Origin of the sequence: Geobacillus sp. CX412 (genome assembly GCF_027942335.1) — a bacterium.
GTDB classification, from domain to species: Bacteria; Bacillota; Bacilli; order Bacillales; family Anoxybacillaceae; genus Parageobacillus_B; species Parageobacillus_B toebii.
Window position 1 is genome coordinate 1,429,843 of sequence record NZ_CP103461.1, and the last position, 24,730, is coordinate 1,454,572.

39 protein-coding genes and 3 pseudogenes are annotated in these 24,730 nt (G+C 41.0%); 37 read left to right on the plus strand and 5 right to left on the minus strand.

Annotation, left to right across the window (positions count from 1 at the left end; all coding sequences use genetic code 11):
• Positions 1 to 13 precede the first annotated feature (13 nt).
• The 9 genes from NXM86_RS07530 to NXM86_RS07570 all read left to right on the plus strand — a co-directional run bounded on the left by NXM86_RS07530 (position 14) and on the right by NXM86_RS07570 (position 3,657).
• Positions 14 to 850, plus strand: a complete 837-nt coding sequence (locus NXM86_RS07530; RefSeq protein ID WP_328269192.1) for a sulfurtransferase — start codon at positions 14 to 16, stop codon at positions 848 to 850.
• A 65-nt stretch (positions 851 to 915) separates the two neighbouring features.
• Positions 916 to 1,056 carry a protein YpzF gene (gene ypzF, locus NXM86_RS07535; RefSeq protein ID WP_015864064.1) on the plus strand — a complete coding sequence of 47 codons (141 nt, stop codon included), beginning with the start codon at positions 916 to 918 and terminating at the stop codon, positions 1,054 to 1,056.
• 88 nt (positions 1,057 to 1,144) lie between these two features.
• Positions 1,145 to 1,660 carry a redoxin domain-containing protein gene (locus NXM86_RS07540; RefSeq protein WP_062755981.1) on the plus strand — a complete coding sequence of 172 codons (516 nt, stop codon included), beginning with the start codon at positions 1,145 to 1,147 and terminating at the stop codon, positions 1,658 to 1,660.
• A 127-nt stretch (positions 1,661 to 1,787) separates the two neighbouring features.
• Complete coding sequence (locus tag NXM86_RS07545) at positions 1,788 to 1,919, plus strand: FbpB family small basic protein (RefSeq protein WP_015864062.1); 132 nt, start codon at positions 1,788 to 1,790, stop codon at positions 1,917 to 1,919.
• A 55-nt stretch (positions 1,920 to 1,974) separates the two neighbouring features.
• Positions 1,975 to 2,118 carry an acid-soluble spore protein N gene (locus NXM86_RS07550; RefSeq protein WP_015864061.1) on the plus strand — a complete coding sequence of 48 codons (144 nt, stop codon included), beginning with the start codon at positions 1,975 to 1,977 and terminating at the stop codon, positions 2,116 to 2,118.
• 33 nt (positions 2,119 to 2,151) lie between these two features.
• Entirely contained in the window at positions 2,152 to 2,385 is a 234-nt protein-coding gene (tlp, locus tag NXM86_RS07555) for a small acid-soluble spore protein Tlp (protein WP_089097729.1), read from the plus strand.
• A gap of 117 nt (positions 2,386 to 2,502) precedes the next feature.
• Positions 2,503 to 2,919, plus strand: a complete 417-nt coding sequence (locus NXM86_RS07560) for an acyl-CoA thioesterase (RefSeq protein ID WP_081189208.1) — start codon at positions 2,503 to 2,505, stop codon at positions 2,917 to 2,919.
• Positions 2,920 to 2,932: 13 nt separating this feature from the next.
• On the plus strand, positions 2,933 to 3,256 hold the full coding sequence (locus NXM86_RS07565; RefSeq protein WP_062755977.1) for a hypothetical protein: 324 nt from the start codon (positions 2,933 to 2,935) through the stop codon (positions 3,254 to 3,256).
• A 20-nt stretch (positions 3,257 to 3,276) separates the two neighbouring features.
• On the plus strand, positions 3,277 to 3,657 hold the full coding sequence (locus NXM86_RS07570) for a hotdog fold thioesterase (protein ID WP_171699310.1): 381 nt from the start codon (positions 3,277 to 3,279) through the stop codon (positions 3,655 to 3,657).
• Between the two features lie 73 nt (positions 3,658 to 3,730).
• Here the strand turns inward: NXM86_RS07570 and NXM86_RS07575 are convergent, their stop codons facing one another.
• Positions 3,731 to 4,018 (minus strand): HesB/YadR/YfhF family protein, encoded by a 288-nt coding sequence (locus NXM86_RS07575; RefSeq protein ID WP_062755973.1) that lies wholly within the window; start codon positions 4,016 to 4,018, stop codon positions 3,731 to 3,733.
• Positions 4,019 to 4,127: 109 nt separating this feature from the next.
• Between NXM86_RS07575 and NXM86_RS07580 the strand changes: the two genes are divergently transcribed.
• The 3 genes from NXM86_RS07580 (at position 4,128) to NXM86_RS07590 (ending at position 5,471) form a co-directional block, all read left to right on the plus strand.
• Positions 4,128 to 4,265 carry a hypothetical protein gene (locus NXM86_RS07580; RefSeq protein WP_015864055.1) on the plus strand — a complete coding sequence of 46 codons (138 nt, stop codon included), beginning with the start codon at positions 4,128 to 4,130 and terminating at the stop codon, positions 4,263 to 4,265.
• Positions 4,266 to 4,373: 108 nt separating this feature from the next.
• Complete coding sequence (locus NXM86_RS07585) at positions 4,374 to 4,514, plus strand: hypothetical protein (protein ID WP_156779788.1); 141 nt, start codon at positions 4,374 to 4,376, stop codon at positions 4,512 to 4,514.
• An 18-nt stretch (positions 4,515 to 4,532) separates the two neighbouring features.
• Positions 4,533 to 5,471, plus strand: a complete 939-nt coding sequence (locus NXM86_RS07590; protein ID WP_062677371.1) for a magnesium transporter CorA family protein — start codon at positions 4,533 to 4,535, stop codon at positions 5,469 to 5,471.
• Between the two features lie 19 nt (positions 5,472 to 5,490).
• Here NXM86_RS07590 and NXM86_RS07595 read toward each other — a convergent pair whose 3' ends face one another.
• Positions 5,491 to 6,087, minus strand: coding sequence for a DUF502 domain-containing protein (locus tag NXM86_RS07595; protein WP_205423633.1), 597 nt, complete (start codon positions 6,085 to 6,087; stop codon positions 5,491 to 5,493).
• A 183-nt stretch (positions 6,088 to 6,270) separates the two neighbouring features.
• Here NXM86_RS07595 and NXM86_RS07600 point away from each other — a divergent pair, with 183 nt between their 5' ends.
• The 11 genes and pseudogenes from NXM86_RS07600 (at position 6,271) to NXM86_RS07650 (ending at position 11,272) form a co-directional block, all read left to right on the plus strand.
• Positions 6,271 to 6,384 carry an NAD(P)/FAD-dependent oxidoreductase gene (locus tag NXM86_RS07600; protein ID WP_216368391.1) on the plus strand — a complete coding sequence of 38 codons (114 nt, stop codon included), beginning with the start codon at positions 6,271 to 6,273 and terminating at the stop codon, positions 6,382 to 6,384.
• Between the two features lie 118 nt (positions 6,385 to 6,502).
• Complete coding sequence (gene tnpA, locus NXM86_RS07605) at positions 6,503 to 6,682, plus strand: IS200/IS605 family transposase (protein WP_233252989.1); 180 nt, start codon at positions 6,503 to 6,505, stop codon at positions 6,680 to 6,682.
• On the plus strand, positions 6,657 to 6,872 hold the full coding sequence (tnpA, locus tag NXM86_RS07610; RefSeq protein WP_205729486.1) for an IS200/IS605 family transposase: 216 nt from the start codon (positions 6,657 to 6,659) through the stop codon (positions 6,870 to 6,872). The genes tnpA (NXM86_RS07605) and tnpA (NXM86_RS07610) overlap by 26 nt, the downstream gene beginning before the upstream one ends.
• Before the next feature lie 15 nt (positions 6,873 to 6,887).
• The gene (locus NXM86_RS07615) at positions 6,888 to 7,619 is read left to right on the plus strand and encodes a hypothetical protein (RefSeq protein ID WP_498958839.1); all 732 of its coding nucleotides are present in this window, start codon (positions 6,888 to 6,890) and stop codon (positions 7,617 to 7,619) included.
• On the plus strand, positions 7,562 to 8,350 hold the full coding sequence (locus tag NXM86_RS07620) for a nuclease/transposase family protein (RefSeq protein WP_498958841.1): 789 nt from the start codon (positions 7,562 to 7,564) through the stop codon (positions 8,348 to 8,350). The genes NXM86_RS07615 and NXM86_RS07620 overlap by 58 nt, the downstream gene beginning before the upstream one ends.
• Positions 8,351 to 8,629: 279 nt before the next feature.
• Positions 8,630 to 9,625 carry a biotin synthase BioB gene (gene bioB / locus NXM86_RS07625; protein WP_062755965.1) on the plus strand — a complete coding sequence of 332 codons (996 nt, stop codon included), beginning with the start codon at positions 8,630 to 8,632 and terminating at the stop codon, positions 9,623 to 9,625.
• Between the two features lie 112 nt (positions 9,626 to 9,737).
• The gene (locus tag NXM86_RS07630; RefSeq protein ID WP_015864049.1) at positions 9,738 to 9,857 is read left to right on the plus strand and encodes an FAD-dependent oxidoreductase; all 120 of its coding nucleotides are present in this window, start codon (positions 9,738 to 9,740) and stop codon (positions 9,855 to 9,857) included.
• Positions 9,833 to 10,033 (plus strand): annotated as a pseudogene (locus NXM86_RS07635) (pyridine nucleotide-disulfide oxidoreductase); the annotation flags it as partial. The gene NXM86_RS07630 and the pseudogene NXM86_RS07635, both read left to right, overlap by 25 nt.
• A 247-nt stretch (positions 10,034 to 10,280) precedes the next feature.
• Positions 10,281 to 10,499: a YozE family protein gene (locus tag NXM86_RS07640; RefSeq protein ID WP_041269683.1), complete on the plus strand. Its 219-nt coding sequence runs from the start codon at positions 10,281 to 10,283 to the stop codon at positions 10,497 to 10,499.
• A 129-nt stretch (positions 10,500 to 10,628) separates the two neighbouring features.
• Positions 10,629 to 10,979 carry a YodN-related protein gene (locus NXM86_RS07645; protein WP_498958843.1) on the plus strand — a complete coding sequence of 117 codons (351 nt, stop codon included), beginning with the start codon at positions 10,629 to 10,631 and terminating at the stop codon, positions 10,977 to 10,979.
• Positions 10,976 to 11,272 (plus strand): YodN-related protein, encoded by a 297-nt coding sequence (locus tag NXM86_RS07650; RefSeq protein WP_498958844.1) that lies wholly within the window; start codon positions 10,976 to 10,978, stop codon positions 11,270 to 11,272. Before NXM86_RS07645 ends, NXM86_RS07650 begins: the two co-directional genes overlap by 4 nt.
• On the opposite strand, the gene NXM86_RS07655 is transcribed toward NXM86_RS07650, so the two are convergent.
• Positions 11,254 to 11,376 carry a hypothetical protein gene (locus NXM86_RS07655; RefSeq protein WP_015864046.1) on the minus strand — a complete coding sequence of 41 codons (123 nt, stop codon included), beginning with the start codon at positions 11,374 to 11,376 and terminating at the stop codon, positions 11,254 to 11,256. The genes NXM86_RS07650 and NXM86_RS07655 overlap by 19 nt on opposite strands.
• 138 nt (positions 11,377 to 11,514) lie before the next feature.
• Between NXM86_RS07655 and NXM86_RS07660 the strand changes: the two genes are divergently transcribed.
• Positions 11,515 to 11,700 (plus strand): YozD family protein, encoded by a 186-nt coding sequence (locus tag NXM86_RS07660; protein WP_041269910.1) that lies wholly within the window; start codon positions 11,515 to 11,517, stop codon positions 11,698 to 11,700.
• A 17-nt stretch (positions 11,701 to 11,717) separates the two neighbouring features.
• On the opposite strand, the gene NXM86_RS07665 is transcribed toward NXM86_RS07660, so the two are convergent.
• Complete coding sequence (locus tag NXM86_RS07665) at positions 11,718 to 12,854, minus strand: DUF2515 domain-containing protein (protein ID WP_375216464.1); 1,137 nt, start codon at positions 12,852 to 12,854, stop codon at positions 11,718 to 11,720.
• A 62-nt stretch (positions 12,855 to 12,916) separates the two neighbouring features.
• Here NXM86_RS07665 and NXM86_RS07670 point away from each other — a divergent pair, with 62 nt between their 5' ends.
• From NXM86_RS07670 to NXM86_RS07680, 3 genes are all read left to right on the plus strand, one after another.
• Positions 12,917 to 13,114: a hypothetical protein gene (locus NXM86_RS07670; RefSeq protein WP_062755957.1), complete on the plus strand. Its 198-nt coding sequence runs from the start codon at positions 12,917 to 12,919 to the stop codon at positions 13,112 to 13,114.
• Between the two features lie 157 nt (positions 13,115 to 13,271).
• Positions 13,272 to 13,589 carry a YodL domain-containing protein gene (locus NXM86_RS07675; protein ID WP_062677717.1) on the plus strand — a complete coding sequence of 106 codons (318 nt, stop codon included), beginning with the start codon at positions 13,272 to 13,274 and terminating at the stop codon, positions 13,587 to 13,589.
• A 116-nt stretch (positions 13,590 to 13,705) separates the two neighbouring features.
• Complete coding sequence (locus tag NXM86_RS07680) at positions 13,706 to 13,864, plus strand: hypothetical protein (RefSeq protein WP_015864043.1); 159 nt, start codon at positions 13,706 to 13,708, stop codon at positions 13,862 to 13,864.
• A 72-nt stretch (positions 13,865 to 13,936) separates the two neighbouring features.
• Here NXM86_RS07680 and yoyE read toward each other — a convergent pair whose 3' ends face one another.
• Positions 13,937 to 14,095 (minus strand): protein YoyE, encoded by a 159-nt coding sequence (yoyE, locus tag NXM86_RS07685; protein WP_015864042.1) that lies wholly within the window; start codon positions 14,093 to 14,095, stop codon positions 13,937 to 13,939.
• Between the two features lie 296 nt (positions 14,096 to 14,391).
• Between yoyE and NXM86_RS07690 the strand changes: the two genes are divergently transcribed.
• From NXM86_RS07690 to NXM86_RS07735, 10 genes and pseudogenes are all read left to right on the plus strand, one after another.
• Entirely contained in the window at positions 14,392 to 14,793 is a 402-nt protein-coding gene (locus tag NXM86_RS07690; RefSeq protein WP_041269682.1) for a hypothetical protein, read from the plus strand.
• Positions 14,794 to 15,112: 319 nt separating this feature from the next.
• Positions 15,113 to 15,818: pseudogene (gene deoD, locus NXM86_RS07695) on the plus strand (purine-nucleoside phosphorylase).
• Positions 15,819 to 15,982: 164 nt separating this feature from the next.
• Positions 15,983 to 16,828, plus strand: coding sequence for a M15 family metallopeptidase (locus NXM86_RS07700; protein WP_375216463.1), 846 nt, complete (start codon positions 15,983 to 15,985; stop codon positions 16,826 to 16,828).
• A gap of 274 nt (positions 16,829 to 17,102) precedes the next feature.
• A complete protein-coding gene (locus NXM86_RS07705; RefSeq protein ID WP_498958847.1) occupies positions 17,103 to 18,248 on the plus strand; it encodes an IS256 family transposase in 1,146 nt (381 codons plus the stop codon).
• Between the two features lie 390 nt (positions 18,249 to 18,638).
• Positions 18,639 to 18,845 (plus strand): hypothetical protein, encoded by a 207-nt coding sequence (locus NXM86_RS07710; RefSeq protein WP_498958849.1) that lies wholly within the window; start codon positions 18,639 to 18,641, stop codon positions 18,843 to 18,845.
• A gap of 490 nt (positions 18,846 to 19,335) precedes the next feature.
• Positions 19,336 to 20,043, plus strand: coding sequence for a purine-nucleoside phosphorylase (deoD, locus tag NXM86_RS07715; protein ID WP_015864038.1), 708 nt, complete (start codon positions 19,336 to 19,338; stop codon positions 20,041 to 20,043).
• Positions 20,044 to 20,207: 164 nt separating this feature from the next.
• Positions 20,208 to 21,053 carry a M15 family metallopeptidase gene (locus tag NXM86_RS07720; protein WP_375216463.1) on the plus strand — a complete coding sequence of 282 codons (846 nt, stop codon included), beginning with the start codon at positions 20,208 to 20,210 and terminating at the stop codon, positions 21,051 to 21,053.
• A 274-nt stretch (positions 21,054 to 21,327) separates the two neighbouring features.
• Positions 21,328 to 22,470: pseudogene (locus NXM86_RS07725) on the plus strand (IS256 family transposase).
• Positions 22,471 to 22,860: 390 nt separating this feature from the next.
• A complete protein-coding gene (locus tag NXM86_RS07730; protein ID WP_498958851.1) occupies positions 22,861 to 23,109 on the plus strand; it encodes a hypothetical protein in 249 nt (82 codons plus the stop codon).
• A 1,318-nt stretch (positions 23,110 to 24,427) separates the two neighbouring features.
• Entirely contained in the window at positions 24,428 to 24,667 is a 240-nt protein-coding gene (locus NXM86_RS07735; RefSeq protein WP_498958853.1) for a hypothetical protein, read from the plus strand.
• Positions 24,668 to 24,730 lie beyond the last annotated feature (63 nt).

Sequence of the window (24,730 nt, forward strand, 5' to 3'; positions counted from 1 at the left end):
GGGGGGAAGCAAAGTGAAGCATATCGTTTCACAAGCATGGCTCTCGGAGCGGCTTAACAAGGAAGACGTCCGCATCATCGACTGCCGCTTTTATTTAAACGACCCAAAGCGCGGATTGGCGGAATATATCGAAGACCATATTCCTGGCGCACTCTATTTCGACTTAGAAAAAGATTTGTCGGCGCCGGTTTCCAACCATGGCGGACGGCATCCGCTTCCGACTGTTGAAGAGTTGGCAGAGAAGCTATCAGCGGCAGGAATTGATGAAACGGTTACGGTTGTTGCATATGATGACCAGGACGGGGCGATGGCTTCACGGTGTTGGTGGCTGCTTCGCTATCTTGGGCATGAGCATGTTTACGTCTTAGACGGAGGTTATACAAAATGGAAAGAAGCGGGGTATCCAGTCACAGCAGAGGTTGCTGCCGTAAAACCGCGATCATTTCAGCCTCGCCCTCAGCCTTCGTGGCTAGCTACTGTCGATGACGTGCGCCGTGCGGTTCAAGAGTCATCGGCGATTATTATCGATTCACGGGAATGGAAGCGATACGCAGGCATAGAAGAACCAATCGATCGCATTGCAGGACATATTCCGGGAGCCCTCCATATGTTTTGGAAAGACTGTGTGACGGACGAGGGGTATTGGAAAAGGCCGCAAGAACAAGCGGAGCGCTTTTCTGCAATCAAAAAAGATGCTCCCATTATCGTGTACTGCGGTTCTGGGGTGACGGCATGTCCAAACGTGCTTGCGTTGAAAGAAGCAGGTTATACGAATGTACGTTTGTATGCAGGAAGCTGGAGTGATTGGATTTCCTATCCAGAAAATCCGATTGCGACAGGGGAAAAATAACAAAATAATTTTTTCACCGTTTACCTATACTATCGATGTACCCTTGTTGCAAAGGAGGAAGTCGCATGGGTCGCACGAAACTTGGCAACGCCAATGCACAACGCAATAACAACGCAAAGCAAAAAAACGGTTTTAATAATGAATTTGCTTCCTATGCGGAAGTAGAAGCGAAAAAAATGAAAAACGAACATAAAAATATCCGCTAATCTAAATGGGGCTGTCCTATGGACGCCCCTTTTTTGCTTTTTTTCTTGATCATTTTATGTTTTAATAAACGTAGCGGGAGGGAAATCAATGAAAAAATTCATTGTCGCTATATTGCTGCTTGCTATTACTGGATACGGCATTTGGAATGCGTTGGCAGCAGAAAAAGCAAAGGAAGTCGGTCTTTCTGTAGGTAACGCTGCGCCCGATTTTTCGTTGCAGACATTGAATGGCCAAACGATACATTTATCTGATTTTCGCGGAAAGCCGGTAATCGTCAATTTTTGGACAACATGGTGCCCGCCGTGTAAAAAAGAAATGCCTGATATGGAAAAATTTTATAAAGCCTATCATTCTGACGTGGAATTGCTTGCGGTTCATTTAACGTCGCAAGATACTCGTGAAAATGTAAAGTCATTTATCAATGAATATCAACTATCGTTTCCAGTGGTGTTGGATGAAAAAAAGAAAGCATTAGAACTATATCATATTCAAACGATTCCAACATCGTATATCATTGATAAAGATGGTGTCATTCGCAAAAAAATTATCGGTCCGATGACATATAAACAAATGGTGGAAATAACAGCGGCATTCCGTGAATAAAAGCATCTTTCTTAACAGAAAGGTGCTTTTTTATTTGCAACATAAAATTTTTCGAAAAGTTGTAATAATTTTCAGCTATTTTGGGAATTAATGAAATTAAAATAATAATTGAGAGGAGGGCTAAGAAATGAGAAAAACCCGTAAAATGACATTTCAAGAATTAATTATGGAAAATAAACGTCAATTACTCAATGACCGTGAAGCAATGGAAAAAATCGAAAAAAAATTGGAAGAACGCATGTTAAAAAAAGCAGAATAAGCCATGCATAGCGATCATCCGGGCGGACAGACTAGATGGTGAGGAGGCGAGGTACATGAGCAATCCGAGGGGAAACCCAAAATATTTCAATCCGAACCATCTAGGCACCCAACCTCGTGCCGCTGGAGGAAATAAAGGGAAAAAAATGCAAGATCAATCTGGGCAACATGCTCAAGTGATTCAAACAAAAGGCGAATAAATACCGAATGACAATCACGAAGGAGGAAACGTGATGGTACATCATCGTCCTAAACCGGATGATCGTAGCGATAATGTAGAAAAATTGCAAGATATGGTACAAAACACCATTGAAAATATCGAAAAGGCTGAAGAGACAATGCAATTCGCTTCTCCGGAAGAGCGAGAAAAAATCGCTGAAAAAAACAAGCGGCGCGAAGAAGCGATTGCAGCAATGCGTGCTGAAATTAAAGATGAGGCAGCGGCACGCGAAAACGGCTATCGATAATATAGACAACGGAGTAATCCTGATTGCAGGATGACTCCGTTTTTTTTATCTAATAAAACATGGAGTATGATAAGATATAGTTGTATACACGCAAGGATAGTAACGGAGGGAGAACTAATGAAAGTCGCTGAAAAGCAAATTGAAGTACGTTATGCGGAAACGGATCAAATGGGGGTTGTTTATCATGCTAATTATCTCGTTTGGATGGAAGTCGGCCGAACAGAACTGATCAAACAGTTAGGATTTCATTACGCCGATATGGAGAAAGAAGGAATTATTTCTCCAGTTATCGATCTTCAAGTATCATACAAAAAACCGCTTCATTATGGGGAAACGGCGACTGTCCGTACATGGATTGATGCATATGACGGCATTCGTGTGACATACGGTTATGAAATTTTGACACCGGATGGAGAAATTGCCGTGACGGGAAAATCTCAGCACGTTTGTGTAAAACGCGATACATTTCGCCCGATTGTCATTCGCAAATATTTCCCGGATTGGCATGAAGCATACGAACGTGCGAAAAAGTAAGGAGATACATACTATGGCTTTTGGAATTCGTAGGCAGGAATTAATCGAATGGAAGGAGAAAGTAAAAAAAGGGAAAATCGCGTTCTTAACTCATTATTGGTATGACGAACGGTTTCCACAATATACGACAGTAACAAAAGTCGGCTGTTCGGATGTAGAAAAACTTGCGGCATGGGGAGAAAAATACGGATTGCGAAGAGAGTGGATTCACCAGCGTGAGTTGTTTCCACATTTTGATTTGCTTGGAGAAAAGCAAATCATGATTTTGCAGCAAGAGGGATTGTTTGATCATCTTGAAAGGTTTCGTTTAGTGAGTAAAGGGGAGGGGAAACGGTGAATTTAACTAATTTGAAAGAGATGGGGAAAGGAACGTTGTTAGAAGCATTAGGTATTGAGATTACAGAGTTAGGAGAAGGACGTGTCGTAGCGACGATGCCCGTTGACCATCGCACACATCAGCCGTTTGGGCTTCTCCATGGCGGTGCTTCCGTAGCCTTGGCAGAAACAGTTGCGAGCATCGGTGCATATGCGCTCATCGATCAAGAAACCGAAAACGTTGTTGGCTTAGAAATTAACGCCAACCATGTATGCGCTGTTCGAAATGGCACTGTCACTGCTACAGGCACCGTTCTTCATCGAGGAAAGACGACAATGGTATGGGATATTAAAATCGTTGATGAACAACAGCGGCTTGTCTGTGTTTCTCGCTGTACGATCGCCGTTATTAAAAAAAGCTAGCCTTTTTAAAAAAGTGCTAGCTTTTTTGCTTCAGCAATACGTTCCTTCTTTTCATCATGAGAAGCGGGAACGATCAATCGATAATAAATACCGGTTCATTTGCCTGCTCATTGAAATCGATGGTTAAGTTATGGCCATCAAAATACCATATGTCGCCATCCTCTATAAAAAAGGTGATTCCACCGACCGTTGTTTGCGCTCCTGGTTCTACAGGCTCATCTTTTGCCACACCAAGCGAAAATCCTTTTTGTACGGTGCTGCATCCACCGTAGCGCGCGAAAAAGCGGACAGCATCCCCCTCTTGTAAGTCAAGCTCTTCTTTGTACCATTCGAATGCTTTTGGCGTCAAAATAATGTCCATTTTTCACCCTCCTCATCTTTATTATAACATGATGTAAAAAGTTCATAATGTGACTAAATCGTGTCCAGTTGACAAAAAGTAAAAAGAGAAATAAAAAGGAGGACTAAAAATGGAGAAAAAAACCTCGTTTCCGCTGAGCTACGAATCCGATGGAGTGATGGGAAAAAAATCGAAAAAACGATCCAATAGCCGCAAAACGGAAAAAAATGATCGTGATTTTTTCAACACTACACCATCAAGCGAATAAAGTAGCCAGTAGGCTGCTTTTTTCTTTAGAAAACTACTATACAAATGCGCCATTCAACGTTATTATAATCAAGGAGTATTTTTTACGAAAGGAGTGACGTTTTCGTATATGAGTAGTCGAAGTTCGAGTGAACCAGAGCCGGAATATAGCGGGGGAGCATTGTCTTCTTCTTTTTCGATCACTGAGCTACTCATCGTACGAAAACGGGCTCCGATCGGAAAAGGAGAAGCGCAAACTTCCTCGCGGTGAAAAGGAGGAAGGATGCGTATGATGAAAATGTATTTATCGGATGCAAACGGAAAAATGAGAGAAATCGATGAAATTCAAAACGGCTGCTGGATTAATTTGGTAGCTCCGACGGAAGACGAAATCCGTTATATTGCTAATCATCTTGATATTCCAATCGATTCAATCACAGATGCGCTTGATGATGAGGAACGATCACGCATAGAAAAAGAAGATAATCACGTATTGATTATCGTTGATATTCCCATTGCCGCAAATGATGAAGTAGATGGTCCAATGTATGAAACGATTCCGATCGGCATGATTATTACGAATACGTGCTTCATTACTGTCTGTCTGCAGCAAAATCCGATTTTCGAGGAGTTTTCGAAAAACAAAATTAAAAACTTTTACACGTTCATGAAGACGCGTTTTGCTTTGCAAATGCTATATGTGATTTCCACTTATTATTTGCGTTATTTAAAACAAATTAGCCGCAGAACGACGGAAATCGAAAAAGAGCTTCATCAATCGATGAAAAATAAAGAATTGCTTTCGCTCCTCAGTGTGGAAAAAAGCTTAGTCTATTTTATGACGTCGCTGAAGGCGAACAATATTGTCATGGAACGGCTATTGCGTCTGAATTATTTGCGCATGTACGAAGACGATCAAGATTTGCTGCAAGATGTCATTATCGAAAATAAACAGGCGATTGAAATGGCGGAAGTATACAGCAGCATTTTAAGCGGAACGATGAACGCGTTTGCTTCGGTCATTTCGAATAACTTGAATATTGTAATGAAGTTTTTAACAGCGATTACGATTGTGATTTCCTTGCCGACAATGGTTGCAAGCTTCTATGGCATGAACGTGCCGATTCCATATCAGCATTCACCGTATGCATTTATGGTGGCGATGTTGATTGCTGGTTTGTTATCGACCATTACTGCGCTTATTTTTTGGAAAAAGCGATATTTTTAATTGCCAAAAGGGCTGCCTGTTATGTTTCAGGCAGCCCTTTCTTTTTGGACGAGGCCATTCCGCCGGAAAGCACAAATTTCATTGCTTCTTCCGGCTTCATATCAATAACCTGGACTTGTTCTTTCGGCACTAAAAAGGTAATGCCCGCTACCTGGAACGTTTGCGGAATATAGACAGCGACATGGTCTTGGAGCGGATTGAGCCAGTTTGCGACTTCTTCTGACGTGATAAATCCGATGCATTTCATTCCTGTATTAGGCAATTCCACCAACACTACTTTTGAAAAGGACCGTTTTTCGCCGACAAAAGAGGTGATGGTATCTTTTATTACCGAATAAACCGTTTTAATTAACGGAATGCTTTCTAACAGGCGATCAACAAGCCGAATGATTTTGCTGCTAATATATTGTGTGGATAACCAGCCGAGAACGGTAATAAGAATGATCGTACATAATATTCCGATTCCCGGTATGTAATCATCTTTGAAATATGGCCGTACGTAGCTGCCGAACAGTCCATCAAAAAATGCAAACACTTTATAGCATACATATATCGCTAAAATAATCGGCACAAATGTAATCACACCGTTAATAAAATTTTTTACGAAAAACTTCATCCGTGTTCCTCCCTCTCTTTTTATTACTTTATCAACTTATCAGTTTTTATCTGTGAAAACAAGATAGAAAAATGACGAACATTATTTATGTATACACGAAGAAAGGTTCGTGTTTTATGTTGACGAGAAGGAAAATAATTGATATAGTTACAAATGGAATACGGGAAGTGGGGGATTGAACAGATGAAGAGCCATTATGATGTCATTGTCGTCGGCGCAGGTCCGGCAGGCATTTTTACAAGAATAACTGCTACGAAAGCCCGTGACTTTAGTCATCGGGATGAAGTGGCTGAATAATAAAATTATTAGAATATTCTTTATTATTATAATTGTAACCTATCTAATGTTTGGTTATCATGATATTAGATAGGGGTGATTTATTAAATCTCTATGATCAATATTACATAAAGAAGGAATGGTTTATCTTCATCCATATCATGTGATTTTCTACCCAAAATACAGACGAAAAGTGTTAGTCGGTGAGATGGAAAAAGATTTAAGAAAAATTTTTTATCAAGTGGTGAAAGAAAAGGATGTTGAAATCCAATCGTTAGAAATCATGCCTGACCATGTTCATTGGTTTATTTCCTTATGATCCAAGAATTCATATTCATGCGTTAATCCAGAAATTGAAAGGTCGAAGCAGTCGTATTTTTCGTGAAAAATATCCGCCCTTGAAAAGTCGACTGCCTTCCCTTTGGACTCGCGGCTATTTTTGCTGTACAGTTGGATGTGTTTCAGAAGAAACCGTTAGGAAATACATTGAAAATCAAAAACATGTGTAAAGGAGGTGGGTTGCATTGGCGGGAGCGAAAACACCAAGCTATGTATTGACGTTGCGGCTCCAGACAGAATCATGGCAAAAACATATCCTCGAAAAGCGGTTTGAAATCGGCCGCTGTTTGTATAACGCCTGTTTAGAGGAATGTTTGAAGCGGTACAAAAAACTCCAACATGATTCCCGCTATCAAGACCTTGCTCAACAGAAGCCCTCCAAAGAAAAAAATCGCCAACTTTCCGACCTGCGAACCGAGTACGGACTCTCCGAATATGCGATGCACGCTTTCGTTCAGCCAATGCAGCGCCACTTCCGCAAACACATGGACGCGCATACGGCGCAAAAAATCGCCACCAGAGCGTGGAAAGCGGTAGAAAGGTTCTTGTTTGGCGCTGCCAAACGGGTGTATTTTAAACGGTTCGGCGAAATGGGTTCGTTAGAGGGAAAATCGAATTCCGCAGGGATTCGCTTCAAAAGCCATGCCATCCATTGGAATGGGCTGATGATCCCTGTCATCATCCAACCAAATGATGTGTATGCCCATCTCGCCTTGCAAGACCGAATCAAGTATTGCCGCATTGTACGTAAACGGATTCGGGGGAAAGTAAAGTATTATGCCCAACTCATTTTGGAAGGGGTTCCGCCGCAAAAATCAATCGGCAAACCGGCAAAGCCAAGCATCCCCGTGGTGAAGGAGTGGTCGGCATTGACATTGGCACGCAAACGATCGCCATTTGCGCTCCGAACGAAGTAAAATTGTTGGAACTCGCTCCAAGTGTGGATGACATCCATCCGGAAAAAAGGCGGCTGCAGCGAAAACTAGACCGGCAGCGGAGAGCAAATAATCCAAATAAGTACAACGAAGATGGAACCATCCAGCGAGGAAACAAAGAAAAGTGGATGTGGAGCAAAAATTATATCAAAACAAAAAATCAATTAGCGGAACTGCAAAGGAAGTTAGCGGAAAAACGCAAGCAAGATCATAATAAGCTGGCAAATTGGATATTATCGTTAGGCAATGATATTAAAGTGGAAACAATGAATTATAAAGCATTGCAAGCAAGAGCGAAAGAAACAACGATGAATGAGAAAACAGGAAGGTATAATAGAAAGAAACGATTTGGTAAAAGTATAGCGAATAAAGCTCCAAGCATGTTTTTAGCCATATTAGACAGAAAATTACGGTATGACGGAAAAACGCTCAAAAAAATAGATACATTCTCTGCGAAAGCCAGCCAATATAATCATATCACGGGTGAATATGTAAAAAAGAGGTTATCCGAACGATGGAACGATATGAATGGCTGTAAAATTCAACGAGATTTATATAGTGCGTTCCTCATCATGAATGCGAAAGATCACTTAAAAGAAATCGATAGAGAAAAATGTTTTGCGACATGGGAAAGATTTAAGCGACTGCATGATAAAGAAGTAGAACGTTTAAAAAATAGTGGTAATAAATTATTAAGCAGTATGGGAATTTAAATGATGAAAAGCGTCTTGAACCGGGCGCACAGGGCGCTAAGCACCATTGAGGTGTTTGCCCATGAAAGTCTTGTGGAATGAGAGTGAGTGTCTATACGAAGGTATAGACGAAGCTCTTTAGTACACAAGAACCTGCCGACTTTAGTCGTGCAGAGGTTCAGGCCGACCATCTTGATGAAGTATGGGATCAAAATAGTTAACCTTTATAAAATTTTAGTTGACAATATAACTTCACTTCCGATACGATAAATGTAATCATATGGAAAGGGGAGAGGAAGAATGCCAAATTGGCTGGAATTAGCCGATCGTGTCATCGAAGGGTATGAATTGACCGATGAAGAAGCGCAAGCAATTTTAGATTGTCCCGATGAAGAACTGCTTTTGCTGATGCAAGGCGCGTATAACATTCGCCGCACATATTACGGCAATAAAGTAAAGTTAAATATGATTATTAACGCGAAATCCGGGCTTTGTCCGGAAAACTGCGGATATTGCTCACAGTCTGCCGTTTCGACAGCGCCGGTAAAAACGTATAAAATGGTGGATAAAGAAACGCTTATTCGCGGAGCGGAAGAAGCATATCGCATGCGCATAGGGACATACTGTATTGTCGCAAGCGGCCGCGGTCCGAGCGAAAAAGAAATCGATACCGTTGTTTCAGCGGTCAAAGAAATTAAAGAACGCTTCGGTTTGAAAATTTGCGCATGCCTCGGCATTTTGAAACCAGAACAAGCAGCGCGCCTGAAGGAAGCGGGAGTAGACCGCTACAACCATAACATTAACACATCGAAAGAACATCACCCGAACATCACGACTTCCCATACATATGATGACCGCGTAAGGACCGTTGAAACGGTAAAACAAGCTGGCATTTCTCCTTGTTCCGGCGTCATTATCGGCATGAAAGAAACGAAGCAAGACGTTATTAACATGGCACGAAGCTTGCGCATTCTTGATGCGGACTCCATTCCTATTAACTTTTTACACGCGATTGATGGCACGCCGCTTGAAGGAACAAATGAGCTCGATCCACGATATTGTTTAAAAGTATTGGCATTGTTCCGCTATATGAATCCAACGAAAGAAATTCGCATCGCCGGCGGACGGGAAGTGAATTTACGCTCGCTTCAGCCGCTTGGCTTATATGCGGCAAATTCTATTTTTGTCGGCGATTATTTAACAACAGCTGGCCAAGAAAAATCAGAAGATTATCGGATGCTGGAGGATCTTGGCTTTGAAATTGATTTTGCCGAGGAACAGCAGGCTGTCTGTTAATGGTTGATTTACGCTGTCTCTTTTACGGAGACAGCTTTTTTTTATAAAGTGCATGAATACGAATCAGTAACGAACAATAAAAAATAAAAGCAATGATGGGATGTGACATACGATGTACGAATGCATCATTATCGGGGGCGGCATTGCCGGATTGCAGGCGGCGATCCAGCTCGGCCGTTATCATCATCGCGTTCTTGTGATCGATGCAAACAACTTGGCGTGGAACGATTAGAAAACAAGCATATTCCTACAAATCCACGGACAAAACAAACAAATGTCCCGAATATTTGGGCGGCAGGGGACATTGGCGTTCATTCGGAACAAGTGACGATCGCCATGGGGGAAGGAACACAGGAAGCCATTTGGATTCATAAAAGCATTGTGAATGAACAAAGTGATCAAAACTAATAAGAAGCGTGCAACTCCTATTTTTCATAAGGTGAAACATAAAATATTTTCATGAAAATGCATCTTTCAGCGTACTATTTCATTACAAGAAAAAAGGGGGGATGGAAGCATCTATCATTGAATTTTACATAAAATGCTTGACGAAGATTAACGAAGAAAAACGCGGCTTTAGTTGTTTGACAGATGACAAAATCAAAAAAACTCATTAAAATGAACAACAAAGAATAGAAGGGAGAGGATGAGGACAATGGCGCGTTCGTTTTACCATTATTTATTGAAATTTCGTGATGGAAAAAAAGAAGATCCGTTCGTTCGGTTTGCTAACGGGGCATATTACGATCATAGTTTCCCGAAAACATCCGCCGATTATGATGAAATTAGTCGATATTTAGAACTAAACGGCGATTACTTAGATAGCATGATTATATTTGACGAACTATGGGAACAGTTTTCACAGGAGGCGTAAAAGTCTTCCCATTCCCATATTTCTTTTTTGTAAGCGTTACCAAAACACTTTTTTCGGGATGGAAAGGGGTGTCCACTTATTTTTGCCTGCATATAATGTAGTATCACTGCTTTTAAACGGGGGATATAGATGAGTGGTGCAAAACGGCCAAAATTTTCTATTGGAGATATTGTCGTGAATATGTTGTATGGAACGGTCGGCACGATAACGAATATTCAACAAATAGATGATGCATTTTTATATGAAATTAATCACAGCCGCAGTTTATTTATGGAACATGCGTTAGTTTTATTATCAGAATTTACTGGCGATTTGTGGATTACGCAAGAAATAGAAGTGGAATTGCCGTTTTTCTTAGGTGAAATCGTTCGCGTCCACGATTACGGCGACGATCTATTTAAAGTGATTGGGGTGCGTACGGAAATTTATCGCTATCAAGAAGAAGGATGGGAAGAAATTGTCTATGAATTAAACGATTGATCGACGGCTGGGAAATTGAAGTCAATATGGAGGATGTCGTTCCTTTAGCAGATGACGAAGAATCATCCGTCATTATTTTGCAAGATATTGTCCTATCGGCGCCGATAAAAGCATACGTGCTTCTTTCTCCTTCCGAGGAGACGACCCCATCACAATCCATTGATGAGCTGCTTGATATGTATAATGATTACAAATATTTATACGAATGGTTTGGCGATGAACAATATAAACAAATGATGGAAACAGTTGTAAAACGTTTACGAATTGTTGCCAATTACCATAATAAAAATTGAACTAAAACGAAAATGAAATAAGGAACGCCAAGCAATATCATAGCCGTTCCCAGCAAATTCACAACTGTTTCCATTGTTTTATCGATGATTGACTGCTTGTCCATACAATTTCCCTCCGCTATTGTTTTTTTACGCTACTAATGTATGGGCGAAGAGGGAAAATTAGTACATAGATGATCAAATTCTTTTGACATAAAACGGTATAAGTGCACATAAAACAATTACAAAGGGGGCGAGATGTGGTGAAGGAAATTGAGGTTGTTATTGATACGGAAGAAATTGCCGAATTTTTTTATCATGAATTGATCCGCCGCGGTTTTGTACCGACGCAAACGGAACTAGAAGAACTAGCGGATATTACGTTTGATTATTTATTGGAAAAATGTATTATTGATGAGGAGCTGGACATAGGAGACAACGACGAGTAAGCACTACTCGTCGTTTTTTATTGAACTGCTTTGACAGCTGCGTTTAGTGTTTGAATATTACGCATATAGTTTGCCGTTATATCTTCTTCTTTCATAACAGGGATGGTTTCCATCATTTTGATAATAGTTTTATCTGTAAACCAGTCACGGCGGTCGGAAAACGGATGGGAGATATTCGGCCATACCGTCTCCAAACGTGGACTATAAATCCGGAAAGGATCTGCTTTTTCTGCAGAAAATAGCTGCGGCCAAAAATCGGCGCGTGAACCGGTATGCGCATGTTGTGAGGCAAATTGGTATGCTCGCTTTGCCAGCCGATGTTGAAAAAACAATATACTATAAAGTGATTTGCCGATATGAATACGATGATGGACATCCGCAAAATCACGAACGGTGGTGCCGGCAAGACGGATGTGGGGACCAGCCTGATACGGAATCAGCACATCGTTAAAGCCAAGCCATTGTTCTGCAATAAATGGCATTGTCGACAGCACATGCGTCTGAAAAAATTTATTTTCCATCACTCTCTTTTGAATATACTGTTGTTCGTTAATAATCAGCGCCACTGTGATTACTGGTGAATTTTTTGTTTCAAAAAAATATTCCCAAAACGGTTTCATAAAAGAAGAAACGGAAAAACTAGCCAGAAGGTGAAATAACGGTTTTTTCTTTTGTTTACTTTTTTCATATAACAAAAGTTGGGGGTAAGCGTCATGAAAAATCAGCGCGTTCGCTCTTTCTAAAAATAAAAAAAGCGGATGAATGTGTTCGGCAGGAAGAAGACGTGAAATGACACTTCCTTTTAAATCTGTCATATTCCATCCGCCATTCCGGGAAACGATATGTGCCAAAAATGCCCAATGTACTTCCGGATGACGCTCGAAAAACGACAAATAGGCTGCTGTCCGTGTAATGTTATTGCGGTTATAATTCGCTGTTTTTTGCTTAATTTCGGAAACTATTTTATGTTCTTCCTCGGTGATGTGAGGGTGCGACGGGCGCTCCCATTGCTTCGAAAGTTGATGCAACAGCGATGAGGAAGCAATATCAATGTGGTGCCTATATAAAAAGTAGCGGTACAGTGACTGCACCGGATGAGCGATTCGGGATAAAAAATGATTTCGTTCTATGGCGACATCCCTCCTAGCATTCATTTTGGATGAAAGTGAAACGAAGCTCGTTTTATAAGCAATCTGTTCGAAAAGGAGTGATTGCGATGTTGAAAAAAATTATCAAAGCCATTTTCAAAGGAAGCATGTCGCATCATTATCATAAAGGCCATTACAGCAGCAGCGACCATTATCATAATTCAAAGGAGCATTATTCACATACCCATCCTTCCCACTACGGTTATAAGCATTATAAAAAGAAACACCATAGCGGCAGCTTCTTTTCAAGCTTTTTTGGGAGTTAACGATGCGTCTACCTTATTTTTTCTCTTCGTTTGCCTGCTTATTCGAACACCGGTATTGAAAAGTCATTCGACAAAACAAGAGCAATTTTGCTGAAGGAATCGACATCGCTTATCACTAATATTTTATGAAATAAATGGGTAAAAGGAGCGATGTCGAATGGTACGTCTATTAATGAAAAAAATGCTCCATGTAGAGCGTAAGTATGATATCACTATATTTCAAACCCCAAGTTTTGGGCAGACGAAAGGGTACAGACAAGTATACAGATTGACGATCAATGCGTCCAATCACCAAGAAGCATTATCATATCTTTATCGTATGTTTAACGTATCTGATTTAATGCCAAAAGATTATCAAGCACGTTTTATGAGTACAGGAGATATCGTCTTAATTGATGAAGGACTAAAGGGGCAAGTGTATTACAAACTATGTCCGGAAGGATGGAAAAAAATTAATCGCATTCATATTCGTTAGTATAAAAATTCTAAATATTCTGTTTGAAAAAGAAAAAATGATGATATAATGAAGAAAAAAGTCGAATAGTTTACGTAAATTCCGGGTATGGATAATAAAGGAAGGGAGGCGATCACTTGGAGCGAAAAAAGAATAGCCGCGAATTTCCGAAACTAGCGCCGGGAATGGATGATGAGAAGGAGCTTGACGAAAAAGCGACAAAAGAAGAGATTGCCCGGGGGGAATATACAAAAGTAGTTACTTTATCATTTGATGAAGTAGATCCTTCCACATAGAAACCCTTGTGTAACACAAGGGTTTCTAGATTATTTTTTCATATAAAACGGCTTTCATCATTGATTGCATTGTTATGAATCCGGGTTGTCGTGATGACCCGGTCCGTTTTTTCTGCCTCCCGCAGCGGAGAATTCTTTCGCATGTGCGGCATCCTCAGCAATCAACGCTTCTTTTGGGATATGGTTATTCTTTTTTTGGCCGTTGATGCGGTTTCGGTGTTTTTTACCCATAAACAGCTTCCTCCTTCATTTATTGTATAACTAGAAAAGCCTGTGACTGGAGCGATTGGGTGAAGTGGAAAACGGTTTTGAACCGATCCGACAGGCGCTAAACACTAAGGAAGTGTTTGTCCATGATACTTACGAAACAGAGTGAGTGCCTGCACGCAGGTGTAGGAAAAACTCTTACGTCCGTCAAAATCTGCGACTTTTCTCATGCAGAGGTTCAATATTAGTTTGTACAGTTAAAAGCGATTCATTCGCGAAAGTTTTTGCAGTTAAATGATGATGGGGAAGGGGAAACGATGATGGCCGCGCTTTTTGTTTCCTTGTTGCTTTGCGTAATATCTGCAGCCATTTTGTTATTTGTCAAAGAACAAATAGAACGAATATTTTTTCGTTGGAAAGACGTTCCTTTTTTACATGTGATGAACGTGCTTATTGCAGGGGGGATTGTGGCAACTTCTTATTATATGTTTAGCGATATTGACGTGCATTTGTCAAAAATGACATGGACAAAACAGTTTTTGTACGTTTATGCAGGAGCAATAGAATTATTTCTCCCTATGTATATACTCGGCTGTTGGTTTATTCGCAAACGAAAAGAACGGGAGAAAAAATATACACTGAGCAAAGATAAAAAAGTATTGTATATTAATGAAAAATATTTAGCGCGCCGCCGGGATGATTATCACTCGAAGACATCATAAACAAAGGGAGAATATTTCTCCCTTAAAACTTTGTTTTTTCTTTTTTCGAAGTAGACGGTTGATTACTCGAACGGGATGATGGATTTGTTTTATTCGCATATTCCACTGCTTGTTCCAATTTCTTTTTCATCCGTGTGATGCCTCCTTTCGAAAATTGAGACGAATGTATACAGCAAAAGTGCCATGAATGTTGCCAAGGGGTATACTCAGTATGCCCGTAGCGATTATTTTTTACACATCACACTGATTGTGTGATATGATAAAAAGGGCATAAAACGTGGTGCCAAAGAAGATAGGATGAATAAAGGAGGTATACCGCTTGAGCATTCATATCGAAGCAAAACAAGGAGAAATTGCCGATAAAATTTTGCTGCCGGGTGATCCGCTTCGCGCCCAATATATCGCGGAAACGTTTTTAGAAGGAGCGACATGTTACAACCGCGTGCGCGGCATGCTTGGCTTTACTGGTACATATAAAGGCCATCGCATTTCCGTGCAAGGAACGGGAATGGGAGTTCCTTCGATTTCTATTTATGTCAATGAGTTAATCCAAAGCTATGGTGTACAAACATTAATTCGCGTTGGAACATGTGGAGCAATTCAAAAAGATGTGAACGTTCGTGATGTCATTTTAGCGATGAGCGCATCAACGGATTCGAATATGAACCGTTTGACTTTCCGCGGGCGGGATTATGCACCGACAGCGCATTTTGATTTGTTGCGGACTGCTTATGAAGTCGGTGTCGAAAAGGGTTGAAGTTAAAAGTTGGCAACGTCTTTACCGCTGATATGTTTACAATGACCAACCGGACTGGGAAACATGGGCGCGTTACGGCGTTTTGGCTGTCGAAATGGAAACGGCGGCGCTATATACGTTAGCGGCAAAATTTGGTCGAAAAGCGCTTTCTGTACTAACGGTAAGTGACCATATTTTAACAGGAGAAGAAACAACAGCCCAAGAACGGCAAACCACGTTTAACGAGATGATTGAAGTGGCGCTAGAAACGGCGATCCGTGTTGGATAATAGATGTTTAAGTTCAACGCGCGGCTATCGTATTTCATTGTCATTCGCATTTAATTATAGCCGCTTCTAACAGTCATTGCGATGAAGTGGTGCCAAATATAGCGAAACGGGATATGCTAGAACGTGGGCTTTCTGTCGTGTATAGATTCGGAAAAGGTGAAATAATGAAACAGCTGTTTCGATGGATGATTTTTGTATTGCTTTTTTTATTTAGCGGATGCAGTCAATGGAATGATTTTCCAGAGGAACATGAAAAAGCATCAGATAAAACGAATAAACATATAATCACTCATCATGAAAAGAAAGAAAATGAAACGCCAAAAAAACCGGATGATTCTAAAGATCGTGAAGCGATAGATCCGGATCTATTGTTAGAACCGGAATATTGGAATATTGTTGAAGTGCAAAACGGCCAGAAAGTGATTATGAACCCAAGTAATATATTAGCGCTTGTGAATAAAGAACAATCGCTGCCAGCTGCATATAAGCCGAACGATTTAGTTGCACCGCGCGTTCCGTTTTCGTTTGCCGAAAAAAATGTGGACAAGCGGTATATGCGCGCCGAGGCAGCGAAAGCGCTCGAAGCGTTATTTGCTGCCGCTCGTAAAGAAGGAATCCAGCTTGTAGCCGTGTCTGGCTATCGTTCATATGAGCGCCAAAAAATGATATTTGCGGAAGAAGTAAAAGAAAAAGGAAAAGAGAGGGCGATTCATGCGGTCGCACTGCCAGGGCAGAGCGAACACCAAACTGGATTGGCAATGGATATAACAAGCCAAAGTGTTGGGTACAAATTGACGACTGCTTTTGGAGAAACAAAAGAAGGAAAATGGGTCGCCCTGCATGCGCATGAGTACGGATTTATTATTCGCTACCCAAAAGGAAAAGAAGCGATTACGGGATACCAATATGAGCCGTGGCATCTTCGGTATGTCGGCAAAAAAGCAGCAAAAGTGATGTTTGAAAGACAAATTACGTTAGAAGAGTATTTTAAAATCGTAAGGAAAATGTAAGGAGAAAACGCAAAAAGGCGAGATATAACCAAGACCAAATTTACGCCTTCTTTCATGTTGTAAAACATGAAAGAAGGCGTATTTTATTTTGGCTAAAACAAAAACGAAAAAATGTACCCGCAATCATTCTGATAAACCTTTCACCATTGACGATGCCTGAAATTTCGTGATGATGTATAAAATTTTGTGTAAAGCATTTTGCTAGAACAAAAGAAAAAAGGTAGGGTATTCTCTGATTTGGACCAAAAATCTTAGAGAAAGGAGTACCCTACCTATGTCTAAAAGAAGTATACCGAATGTCGACTGGGCAAATCAACTGGAAAATGTCATTCGTCAGTTTGTAAAGGAAAAATTAGAACTGATCATGCGGGAAGAAATCAAGAATTTCCTCGAAATAGAACAAGCCGGAACATCGAATAGGAGAAACGGCTACTATCAACGAAATCTAGATACGCAATATGGCCGGATGGAAGGTCTTTTGGTCCCTAGAGACCGAAACGGAGAATTTCAAACACAGCTGTTTGCCCCTTACCAACGCCACACGGGCTGGCTGGAGGAAGCCATCATCAGGATGTATCAAAGTGGCATGAGTACGCGTGAAATTGGCAAGTTTATCGAACGAATTCTAGGAAATGCTTATTCTCCAGCGACGATCAGCCGTATTACCGATGTAGTGAAGGAAGACATCGAGAAATGGCACACTCGTCCGCTGCACAAGCGTTATTCTGTCTTATATTTGGATGGTTTATACGTAAAACTTCGTCGCGAAACCGTGGAGAAAGAAGCCATTTATGTGGTGTTAGGGGTGAATGAAGAAGGATATCGCGAAATTCTGGATTTCTTCGTGGGAGGACAAGAAAGCGCCTATGGATGGCGGGAGATTCTCCAACAGCTCTACAAAAGAGGCGCCAAGGAAGTGCTTCTGGGCGTATTCGATGGCCTTCCGGGGCTGGAGGGAGCCTTTAAGGCGGTGTATCCGAAAGCCGATGTGCAGCGCTGTGTCGTGCACAAAGTCCGCAACACCCTCAGCCGTGTTCGGAAAAAAGACCAATTCGAAGTGGCAGAGGACCTCAAGCTGATTTATCGCGCGCCGAATAAGGAGATGGCGTTACAAATGTTTCAACAGTTTGAGTCGAAATGGTCCAGCAAATATCCGAGAGAAGTTCAATCTTGGGCCAATGAGTTGGATGTCCTCCTTACATTTATGGATGATCCAAGCAGTATTCGAAGTGTGATTTACACGACCAATGCCATCGAACGAACGATCAAGGAGATTCGGAAACGCCTAAAACCGATGAACAGTTTGAATAGTTTAGAAGCCGCTGAAAAAATCGTGTATTTGACCATTCAAGATTTTAATGAGAAATGGGCAGGGCGAAAGTTGCGAGGATTTGCCGAAGCACAGGAAGCCCTCGAGTGAATGTTTGAAGAACGTTATCATTAACCAAATACTGTAAATAAACAAAATAGGGGGATTCTCCCTTTCCACACAGGAGACCGAATATTCAGTCTCCTGTGTGGAGAAAATCAGTCCCCTATCAATTCAAATCCATTTCAGAGAAACCCTACCCCATTTACATTAAACAAAATTCTTGACGGTACCTTCCTTCCCTTTACTGTATATTCCAATTTTATCTCTTTTTATAATTTTATGAAAAAACAACCAAATATAATGTATAGTATTAAATATAAGACATTGATATCAAAGTGCTAAAAATTGTTTAACTGTACTTGATGTTACAGAGTAGATGGGCATTTTTATTTTCATTACTTTTACTTGTCAGTATAATGGATGGAAGGGGGTGCTAAAATGAAAAACATATGGAAAAAATGGTGGTTTTGGGCCATCCTTGTGGTTTTATTTATTATCGGAAGTGTGACTGGGAACAGCGACGATGAACAGAAAGCACAACCGATATCAAAACCAAAAGCTACGCAGGAAGAGAAGAAAGAGGGGATACACAAGAAAAGCAGCAGGGAACAACTGATAAGCAGCAACAAACTAAAAAGGATATAGAACAGCAGATAAGAATTATTTCTCCCTATGTATATACTCGGCTGTTGGTTTATTCGCAAACGAAAAGAACGGGAGAAAAAATATACACTGAGCAAAGATAAAAAAGTATTGTATATTAATGAAAAATATTTAGCGCGCCGCCGGGATGATTATCACTCGAAGACATCATAAACAAAGGGAGAATATTTCTCCCTTAAAACTTTGTTTTTTTTTTTTTCGAAGTAGACGGTTGATTACTCGAACGGGATGATGGATTTGTTTTATTCGCATATTCCACTGCTTGTTCCAATTTCTTTTTCATCCGTGTGATGCCTCCTTTCGAAAATTGAGACGAATGTATACAGCAAAAGTGCCATGAATGTTGCCAAGGGGTATACTCAGTATGCCCGTAGCGATTATTTTTTACACATCACACTGATTGTGTGATATGATAAAAAGGGCATAAAACGTGGTGCCAAAGAAGATAGGATGAATAAAGGAGGTATACCGCTTGAGCATTCATATCGAAGCAAAACAAGGAGAAATTGCCGATAAAATTTTGCTGCCGGGTGATCCGCTTCGCGCCCAATATATCGCGGAAACGTTTTTAGAAGGAGCGACATGTTACAACCGCGTGCGCGGCATGCTTGGCTTTACTGGTACATATAAAGGCCATCGCATTTCCGTGCAAGGAACGGGAATGGGAGTTCCTTCGATTTCTATTTATGTCAATGAGTTAATCCAAAGCTATGGTGTACAAACATTAATTCGCGTTGGAACATGTGGAGCAATTCAAAAAGATGTGAACGTTCGTGATGTCATTTTAGCGATGAGCGCATCAACGGATTCGAATATGAACCGTTTGACTTTCCGCGGGCGGGATTATGCACCGACAGCGCATTTTGATTTGTTGCGGACTGCTTATGAAGTCGGTGTCGAAAAAGGGTTGAAGTTAAAAGTTGGCAACGTCTTTACCGCTGATATGTTTTACAATGACCAACCGGACTGGGAAACATGGGCGCGTTACGGCGTTTTGGCTGTCGAAATGGAAACGGCGGCGCTATATACGTTAGCGGCAAAATTTGGTCGAAAAGCGCTTTCTGTACTAACGGTAAGTGACCATATTTTAACAGGAGAAGAAACAACAGCCCAAGAACGGCAAACCACGTTTAACGAGATGATTGAAGTGGCGCTAGAAACGGCGATCCGTGTTGGATAATAGATGTTTAAGTTCAACGCGCGGCTATCGTATTTCATTGTCATTCGCATTTAATTATAGCCGCTTCTAACAGTCATTGCGATGAAGTGGTGCCAAATATAGCGAAACGGGATATGCTAGAACGTGGGCTTTCTGTCGTGTATAGATTCGGAAAAGGTGAAATAATGAAACAGCTGTTTCGATGGATGATTTTTGTATTGCTTTTTTTATTTAGCGGATGCAGTCAATGGAATGATTTTCCAGAGGAACATGAAAAAGCATCAGATAAAACGAATAAACATATAATCACTCATCATGAAAAGAAAGAAAATGAAACGCCAAAAAAACCGGATGATTCTAAAGATCGTGAAGCGATAGATCCGGATCTATTGTTAGAACCGGAATATTGGAATATTGTTGAAGTGCAAAACGGCCAGAAAGTGATTATGAACCCAAGTAATATATTAGCGCTTGTGAATAAAGAACAATCGCTGCCAGCTGCATATAAGCCGAACGATTTAGTTGCACCGCGCGTTCCGTTTTCGTTTGCCGAAAAAAATGTGGACAAGCGGTATATGCGCGCCGAGGCAGCGAAAGCGCTCGAAGCGTTATTTGCTGCCGCTCGTAAAGAAGGAATCCAGCTTGTAGCCGTGTCTGGCTATCGTTCATATGAGCGCCAAAAAATGATATTTGCGGAAGAAGTAAAAGAAAAAGGAAAAGAGAGGGCGATTCATGCGGTCGCACTGCCAGGGCAGAGCGAACACCAAACTGGATTGGCAATGGATATAACAAGCCAAAGTGTTGGGTACAAATTGACGACTGCTTTTGGAGAAACAAAAGAAGGAAAATGGGTCGCCCTGCATGCGCATGAGTACGGATTTATTATTCGCTACCCAAAAGGAAAAGAAGCGATTACGGGATACCAATATGAGCCGTGGCATCTTCGGTATGTCGGCAAAAAAGCAGCAAAAGTGATGTTTGAAAGACAAATTACGTTAGAAGAGTATTTTAAAATCGTAAGGAAAATGTAAGGAGAAAACGCAAAAAGGCGAGATATAACCAAGACCAAATTTACGCCTTCTTTCATGTTGTAAAACATGAAAGAAGGCGTATTTTATTTTGGCTAAAACAAAAACGAAAAAATGTACCCGCAATCATTCTGATAAACCTTTCACCATTGACGATGCCTGAAATTTCGTGATGATGTATAAAATTTTGTGTAAAGCATTTTGCTAGAACAAAAGAAAAAAGGTAGGGTATTCTCTGATTTGGACCAAAAATCTTAGAGAAAGGAGTACCCTACCTATGTCTAAAAGAAGTATACCGAATGTCGACTGGGCAAATCAACTGGAAAATGTCATTCGTCAGTTTGTAAAGGAAAAATTAGAACTGATCATGCGGGAAGAAATCAAGAATTTCCTCGAAATAGAACAAGCCGGAACATCGAATAGGAGAAACGGCTACTATCAACGAAATCTAGATACGCAATATGGCCGGATGGAAGGTCTTTTGGTCCCTAGAGACCGAAACGGAGAATTTCAAACAGCTGTTTGCCCCTTACCAACGCCACACGGGCTGGCTGGAGGAAGCCATCATCAGGATGTATCAAAGTGGCATGAGTACGCGTGAAATTGGCAAGTTTATCGAACGAATTCTAGGAAATGCTTATTCTCCAGCGACGATCAGCCGTATTACCGATGTAGTGAAGGAAGACATCGAGAAATGGCACACTCGTCCGCTGCACAAGCGTTATTCTGTCTTATATTTGGATGGTTTATACGTAAAACTTCGTCGCGAAACCGTGGAGAAAGAAGCCATTTATGTGGTGTTAGGGGTGAATGAAGAAGGATATCGCGAAATTCTGGATTTCTTCGTGGAGGACAAGAAAGCGCCTATGGATGGCGGGAGATTCTCCAACAGCTCTACAAAAGAGGCGCCAAGGAAGTGCTTCTGGGCGTATTCGATGGCCTTCCGGGGCTGGAGGGAGCCTTTAAGGCGGTGTATCCGAAAGCCGATGTGCAGCGCTGTGTCGTGCACAAAGTCCGCAACACCCTCAGCCGTGTTCGGAAAAAAGATCAATTCGAAATGGCAGAGGACCTCAAGCTGATTTATCGCGCGCCGAATAAGGAGATGGCGTTACAAATGTTTCAACAGTTTGAGTCGAAATGGTCCAGCAAATATCCGAGAGAAGTTCAATCTTGGGCCAATGAGTTGGATGTCCTCCTTACATTTATGGATGATCCAAGCAGTATTCGAAGTGTGATTTACACGACCAATGCCATCGAACGAACGATCAAGGAGATTCGGAAACGCCTAAAACCGATGAACAGTTTGAATAGTTTAGAAGCCGCTGAAAAAATCGTGTATTTGACCATTCAAGATTTTAATGAGAAATGGGCAGGGCGAAAGTTGCGAGGATTTGCCGAAGCACAGGAAGCCCTCGAGTGAATGTTTGAAGAACGTTATCATTAACCAAATACTGTAAATAAACAAAATAGGGGGATTCTCCCTTTCCACACAGGAGACCGAATATTCAGTCTCCTGTGTGGAGAAAATCAGTCCCCTATCAATTCAAATCCATTTCAGAGAAACCCTACCCCATTTACATTAAACAAAATTCTTGACGGTACCTTCCTTCCCTTTACTGTATATTCCAATTTTATCTCTTTTTATAATTTTATGAAAAAACAACCAAATATAATGTATAGTATTAAATATAAGACATTGATATCAAAGTGCTAAAAATTGTTTAACTGTACTTGATGTTACAGAGTAGATGGGCATTTTTATTTTCATTACTTTTACTTGTCAGTATAATGGATGGAAGGGGGTGCTAAAATGAAAAACATATGGAAAAAATGGTGGTTTTGGGCCATCCTTGTGGTTTTATTTATTATCGGAAGTGTGACTGGGAACAGCGACGATGAACAGAAAGCACAACCGATATCAAAACCAAAAGCTACGCAGGAAGAGAAGAAAGAGGGGGATACACAAGAAAAGCAGCAGGGAACAACTGATAAGCAGCAACAAACTAAAAAGGATATAGAACAGCAGATAAACCTTTGTTTTTCTTTTGCCACAAAGTAGACGGTTGATTACTCGAACGGGATGATGGATTTGTTTTTATTCGCATATTCCACTGCTTGTTCCAATTTCTTTTTCATCGCGGATGCCTCCTTTTCGGAAAGTTGAGACAATGTCTACAGCAAAAGTGCCATGAATGTTGCCAAGAGGGATACTCAGTATGCCGTACGTTATTTTTTACCACATCACACTGAATTGTGTGATTATGATAAAAGGCATAAAACGTGTGCCAAGAAGATATGGATGAATAAAGAGGTATAACCGCTTGAGCATTCAATCGAAGCAAAACAAGGAAAATTGTCCGTAAATTTTGTCTGCAGGTGATCCGCTTCGCGCCCATATATCCGAAAACTTTTTAAAAGGAGCGACATTTAAACCGCGGCGCGGCATCTTCTTTACGGGTACATAAAAGGCCTCGTTTTTCTCAAGGAAGGGAAGGGGATTCCTTTCAATTTTATTTTTTAAATGTTAATCCAAAGCTTGGGTACAAAAATTAAATTTTTCCTGGAACAGGGGAAAATTCAAAAGTTGAACGTTCGTGATGTCTTTTAGCGATGAGCCATAAAGGGTTTGAATTGAACCTTTGATTTTCCGGGGGCGGGATTCCCGCGCGCTTTTTGATTTGTTGCGGACTGCTTATGAAGCGGTGTCGAAAAAGGGTGAAGTTAAAAAGTTGGAACGTCTTTACCGCTGATATGTTTTATAATGACCAACCGGACTGGGAAACATGGGCGCGTTACGGCGTGTTTGCGCTGTCGAAAGGAAAAAACAAACACAAAAAAAAAAAACGGGAGGCGGCGCTATATGTTAGCGGCAAAAATTTGGTCGAAAAGCGCTTTCTGACTAACGTATCCAGTCGACCATATTTTAAAAGGGAGAAGAAACACACAGCCAAGACGCAGCAAACCACGTTAACGAGATGATTGAGAGTGGCGCTAGAACGGCGACCGTGTTGGATAAAGAGTTAAGTTCAACGCGCGGCTATCGTATTCATGGTCATTCGCATTTAATTATAGCCGCTTCTAACACAGTTCATGCGATGAAGTGGTTGCAAATATAGCGAAACGGGGAATGATATGCTAGAACGTGGCTTCTGCGTGGTAGCATCGGAAAAGGTGAATAATGAAACAGCTGTTTCGATGGAGAATTTTGTATTGCTTTTTTATTTAGCAGGATGCAGTCAATGGAATGGATTCAGGGAACTATGAAAAAGCATCAGATAAAACGAATAAACATATAATCACTCATCATGAAAAGAAAAAAATGAAACGCCAAAAAAACCGGATGATTCTAAAGATCGTGAAGCGATAGATCCGGACTATTGTTAGAACCGGAATATTGGAATATTGTTGAAGTGCAAAACGGCCAGAAAGTGTTTATGAACCCAAGTAATATATTAGCGCTTGTAAATAAAGAACAATCGCTGCCAGCTGCATATAAGCCGAACGATTTAAGTTGCACCGCGCGTTCCTTTTTCGTTTGCCAAAAAAAATGTGGACAAGCGGTATATGCGCGCCGAGGCAGCAAAAGGCGCTCGAAGCGTTATTTGCTGCCGTCGTAAAGAAGGAATCCAGCTTGAAAGCCGTGTCTGGCTACCCGTTCATATGAGCGCCAAAATGATATT